The following is a 5,079-nucleotide window of genomic DNA, read 5'->3' on the forward strand; positions in this document are numbered from 1 at the left end:
CCGCGTCCGGGGCCGCGCCGGAGGTCGGACGGCGGGCCGCCGTGGGGCCGGTGCTCGGCGAGCCACTGTCCGACGAGGCCGAGGTGTGGTCGGCGTTGGTGCTCGGGCTGCGCGACTACGTCTCCAAGAACAACTTCGGGTCGGTGCTGCTGGGCCTGTCCGGGGGGATCGACTCGGCCGTCAGCGCGGCGCTGGCGGTGGACGCGCTCGGCGCGGACGCCGTGTACGGGGTGTCCATGCCGTCGAAGTACTCCTCGGACCATTCCCGGACCGACGCGGCCGAACTGGCCCGGCGGACCGGCTGCCACTACCGGGTGGAGCCGGTCGAGGCGATGGTCGCGCTGTACGTGGACCAGCTCGGGCTCGCGGGGAGCGGGCTCGCGGAGGAGAACATCCAGGCCCGGGTCCGCGGCATGCTGCTGATGGCGCTGTCGAACCTGAACGGGCACCTGGTGCTGGCGCCCGGGAACAAGACCGAGCTGGCCGTGGGCTACTCGACCATCTACGGGGACGCGGTCGGCGGGTTCGCCCCGATCAAGGACGTGTTCAAGACGCAGGTGTGGGAGCTCGCGCGCTGGCGCAACGCGGAGGCGGACAAGCGCGGCGAGACACCGCCGATCCCCCCGAACTCGATCGACAAGGCCCCGTCGGCGGAGCTGCGGCCCGGCCAGCTCGACACGGACTCGCTGCCGGACTATGCGCTGCTCGACGACATCCTGGACGACTACGTGGAGGGTGACCGGGGGTTCGCGGACCTGCGCGACGCCGGGTTCGACGCCGAGGTGATCGACCGCGTGGTGCGCATGGTGGACCGGGCCGAGTACAAGCGACGCCAGTACCCACCGGGCACCAAGATCACCTTCAAGGCGTTCGGCCGGGACCGCAGACTCCCGATGACCAACGCCTGGCGCGAACGCCACCAGAGGTAACGGCGCGGGGTGGTGCCGTGAAGGCCCCCTTCCCTGCCCCGAGTGCCGTGAGGGACTCCTTCACTGCATTGGACGCAGGCAGGGAGTCCTTCACGGCCACCACACACGGTGACCGGTGTCGTCAGCGGGATTGGCCGGGGCCCGGGGGGCGCCACGGGCGCAGCCACGGTGTCTCGGGCCATCCCTCGGCGGCGGCCATGAGGGGGAAGGCCGTCGCACCGTCGAGGGACTCCCGGACGAGGTCGGCGTGTCCGGCGTGCCGGGCGGTCTCCTCGATCAGGTGCAGCAGCACCCACCGCACCGACCACGCCTCGACGTCGTCCGGGAACCACGGGACGTCCCGCGGCACCGGCACCGGTCTGCCGAGGTCGTCGATCAGCGAGACGATCTCCTCGGTGCGGGTGGCGACGCACTCGTACTCGCGGATGATCTCGTGCAGCGTCACGTCCGGTGCCGTGCCCGGCTCCGGCCCGGGGCGGGGGGACCGGCCGAGCACGGTGTCCAGCCACCCGCGTTCGGTGGCGGCGACGTGCCGGATGATGCCGCCGACGCTGAGCGGGGCTGCCGTGGGCGTGGCGCGGGCCTGTTCGTCGGTGAGGCCGTAGGCCGCCAGGCACAGCACGTACCGCTGCTGCGCGAGGTAGTCGAGCAGCCCCTCCCGCTCGTCGGAGACCGGACCGATCAGGCCGGGCACCGCACACCTCCCGGCCCCACCGCGGCACGGCCCGGCCGGTGGGTCCCCCTCACGTTCGTGACCACGGTGTCCCTTCCCTGCCGTGCACCCGCCGTCCGACCGCGACCAGGTAGGCCATGCCGGCGCAGAGCAGGACCGACATCGCCACCAGCTGCACCCGGGCGGCCACCCCCGCGAATCGTGAGATCCCGGTCACGACCCCCGTCGCGAGCGCCACCCCCGCCGCGGACTCGATCCCCACGACGCACCGGGCGACGAGGCCCCACCCGCCGTGCCACCAGAGCGCGAGGACCGCCGGGCCGACGACGTACTGCACGGCGAGCAGGGCCGAGGCCACGACATTCACCCGGTGGGCGAGCGAGAGATCCCCGCGGGGAGCGCACACTTCGGACAGTGCCGGGACGCAGTCCGGGGGGTACCCGGCCCGCACGAGCATCAGGGCGCCGAACGAGAAGACCGCCGCGACGGTGAGCCTGCCCTGCGGGTGGACCGGCGCCAGCCGCAGCAACGGCGGGGTGGACAGCATGAACGCCACCCCGGCGATCGCCTCCGCGAGACGGAACAGCGTCCGGTACGGCCGGCCCTCCGCGCTGAGCCCCACCGGCAGGTCGTGCAGCGGGGACAGGCCGGTGTCCAGCACCAGCTCGGCCAGCCATCCGAGGTGCGCGGCGGTCCCCACACCGAGCAGGAGGACGGTCGCCGTCCGGACCACGCCGAACGGCGCGGAACGGGGCAGGGCCGAGAGCATGGCGAACTACTTATCACGCCGCACCCGGCGAGCACAGCCGTTCGCCGTCCGTGCCGGCGGAGAAGCCCCCTGTGAAGCTCATCGCAGCCGCTTGGGCGCCGTCCCGGCCGGTGCGACGCTGAAGGTGTCCAACGATCACGACCCGGGGACCTCGTGGAGGCCTCGAGGGAAGGACGGTCGACGACGATGTCGCGAGACGACGCGCGTTCCACGCCGGACGCGGCCGGTCCCGGCCCGGCCGCCGGGCACACCGACGACACCGCACCCACCACCGGCGCCACACGGGACGAGGCGGGTCCGCCGTACGCCGGGGCACCCGCGCCGGAGGCGCCCCGCAGGCGGATCCGGGTGCACCACCTGCGGGAGATGAAGCAGCGGGGCGAGACCTGGCCCATGCTGACCACGTACGACACCCACACCGCCGCACTGTTCGACGAGGCCGGGATCCCGGTGCTGCTCGTGGGCGACTCGGCGGCCAACACGGTGTACGGCTACGAGAGCTCGCTGCCGGTGACGGTGGACGAGATGCTGCCGCTGGTGCGGTCGGTGACCCGTTCGGCCCGCAGCGCACTGGTGGTCGCCGACCTGCCGTTCGGGTCGTTCCAGGCCTCGCCCGCGCAGGCGTTCGACACGGCGGTGCGGTTCATGAAGGAGGGCCGCGCGCACGCCGTCAAGCTGGAGGGCGGTCGCCGCTTCGCACCGCACGTGGAGATGCTCACGGCCGCCGGGATCCCGGTCATGGGCCACCTCGGCTTCACGCCGCAGAGTGAGCACAACCTCGGGGGCTACCGGGTCCAGGGGCGCGGCACGGCCGCGGACGAGCTGGTCACCGACGCGCTGGCACTGCAGGACGCGGGCGCGTTCGCCGTGGTGCTGGAGATGGTGCCCGCCGAGGTCGCGAAGCAGGTCACCCACGAACTGCGCATTCCCACGGTCGGGATCGGCGCGGGGCCGGACTGCGACGCGCAGGTGCTCGTGTGGCAGGACATGGCCGGAATGAGCGGCGGCAGAACTCCCCGGTTCGTCAAGCGCTACGCCGACGTGGGCGGGATGGTGGCGCAGGCGGCGCGGGACTTCGCCGCGGAGGTCCGAAACGGCACGTTCCCGTCGTCCGAACACACCTTCCACTGACCGGTCCGACGACACCGGTCGTCCGCGTGCTCCGGGCGGCTGCCAGGATCCGGTGTGTGCCGGGCGGGTGACCGCGCCCGGCACACGCCACGGGCGTCGACGAGCGGAGGCACGGTGGAGGGGCTGTATCCGGCGATCGGGCCGTACGACGGGGGCATGCTCGACGTCGGCGGGGGCCACCACGTCCACTGGGAGGTCAGCGGCGATCCGGAGGGCCTGCCCGCGGTCGTCGTCCACGGTGGTCCGGGCGGTGCGAGCGACCCGCTGACGCGGCGGCACTTCGATCCGTCGGCGTACCGGATCGTGCAGTTCGACCAGCGCGGATGTGGCCGCAGCACGCCGCACGTGGCCGGCAGCCACACCGACCCGACCGCCGACGACCCCGCCGCCGCACTCTCCGGCAACACCACCTGGGACCTCGTGGCCGACCTGGAACTGTTGCGCGCACACCTCGGGATCGAGCGGTGGCTGCTGCTGGGCGGGTCGTGGGGCGCCACACTGGCGCTGGCCTACGCCGAGACGCACCCGGACCGGGTGTCCGGGCTGGTGCTGCGCGGGGTGTTCACCGCGCGACGGCGCGAGCTGGACTGGCTCTACGCCGGCGGGGCCGCGTGGCTGTTCCCGGAGGACTGGCAGCGTTTCCTGGACCCGGTGCCGGACGAGCGGCGGGACGACCCGCTCGCGGCGTACGACGCACTGCTGTCCGATCCCGACCCGGCGGTGCGACAGCGGGCCGCGGTGGCCTGGAGCGAGTGGGAGGGCGCACTCGTGTCGATCACACCCCGGCCCGTCCACCGGGCCCGCTACGCGGACCCCGCCTTCGCGGTGCCGTTCGCCCGGCTGGCGGTGCACTACTTCACCCACGGCGCGTGGCTCGACGACGGCGCCCTCCTCCGGGACGCGGACCGGCTAGCCGGAATCCCGGGCGCGATCGTGCAGGGTCGCTACGACGCCGTGTGCCCCCCGGCCACGGCCCACGCCCTGCACCGCGCGTGGCCGGACTCCACCCTGACCGTCCTGGACACGGCAGGCCACGCCGTCACCGACCCGGGAATCCTCCCCGCCCTGCGCACCGCCACCGACCGCTTCGCGGCCGGTGGGTGAGCGTGAGGGGCACTTTCCCTGCGTCAGACGCCGCGAGGGGCACTTTCACTGCGTCACACGCAGGAAATGTGCCCTTCACGGCACACCCGACAGGGTGTGCAGGAGGGTGGGGTGGGCTTCTCCGAGGGAGGGGCCGTACCAGGTGAGGTGGCGGCCGTTGACGAGGACGTAGGGGACTCCGGGGAAGTGGTCGGGGCCGTCGTCGTCGGTGAAGGCGTACGGCTCGTCCGGCAGGACGAGCAGGTCCGCCTCGCCGTCGGCGAAGCGGGCGCGCAGCTCGTCGCGTGTCGGCCGGGGGTAGCGGTCGGCATGGTCGGCGTAGACGTGGGCGACGCCGACCCGGCGCAGGACGTCCCCGGCGAAGGTGTCCCGGCCCAGCACGACCCACGGTCTGCGCCACACCGGCACCACGGCGTGCGCGCGCACGGGCGCGGTGTCGCTCCACACGCGGCGCGCCGAGGTGAGCCACTCCG

General features: G+C 73.5%; 6 protein-coding genes. 3 read left to right on the plus strand and 3 right to left on the minus strand.

What is annotated here, in order from left to right; genetic code table 11:
* Positions 1-929: NAD(+) synthase (nadE, locus tag SACHA_RS21250; RefSeq protein WP_019809191.1), on the plus strand; the 929-nt coding region annotated here is incomplete at its 5' end.
* A 121-nt stretch (positions 930-1,050) separates the two neighbouring features.
* Here nadE and SACHA_RS0109435 read toward each other — a convergent pair.
* Together SACHA_RS0109435 and SACHA_RS0109440 are read right to left on the minus strand one after the other, a co-directional pair.
* Positions 1,051-1,623, minus strand: coding sequence for a DinB family protein (locus SACHA_RS0109435; RefSeq protein WP_019809192.1), 573 nt, complete (start codon positions 1,621-1,623; stop codon positions 1,051-1,053).
* 49 nt (positions 1,624-1,672) lie between these two features.
* Positions 1,673-2,371 carry a DUF998 domain-containing protein gene (locus tag SACHA_RS0109440; RefSeq protein ID WP_019809193.1) on the minus strand — a complete coding sequence of 233 codons (699 nt, stop codon included), beginning with the start codon at positions 2,369-2,371 and terminating at the stop codon, positions 1,673-1,675.
* Positions 2,372-2,557: 186 nt separating this feature from the next.
* Between SACHA_RS0109440 and panB the strand changes: the two genes are divergently transcribed.
* Both panB and pip read left to right on the plus strand, forming a co-directional pair.
* On the plus strand, positions 2,558-3,502 hold the full coding sequence (panB, locus tag SACHA_RS0109445; RefSeq protein ID WP_019809195.1) for a 3-methyl-2-oxobutanoate hydroxymethyltransferase: 945 nt from the start codon (positions 2,558-2,560) through the stop codon (positions 3,500-3,502).
* A gap of 114 nt (positions 3,503-3,616) precedes the next feature.
* Entirely contained in the window at positions 3,617-4,606 is a 990-nt protein-coding gene (gene pip, locus SACHA_RS0109450; RefSeq protein WP_019809197.1) for a prolyl aminopeptidase, read from the plus strand.
* 75 nt (positions 4,607-4,681) lie between these two features.
* Here pip and SACHA_RS21255 read toward each other — a convergent pair.
* Positions 4,682-5,079 (minus strand): helical backbone metal receptor (locus SACHA_RS21255; RefSeq protein ID WP_019809198.1); only part of this gene is annotated, 398 nt, incomplete at its 5' end.

This window comes from Saccharomonospora halophila 8 (assembly GCF_000383775.1).
In the GTDB taxonomy this organism is placed as follows: Bacteria; Actinomycetota; Actinomycetes; order Mycobacteriales; family Pseudonocardiaceae; genus Saccharomonospora; species Saccharomonospora halophila.

Coding starts and splice junctions, on each gene's coding strand:
- SACHA_RS0109440 (WP_019809193.1), bottom strand. CDS start 2,371: ATGCTCTCGGCCCTGCCCCGTTCCGCGCCGTTCGGCGTGGTCCGGACG.
- panB (WP_019809195.1), top strand. CDS start 2,558: ATGTCGCGAGACGACGCGCGTTCCACGCCGGACGCGGCCGGTCCCGGC.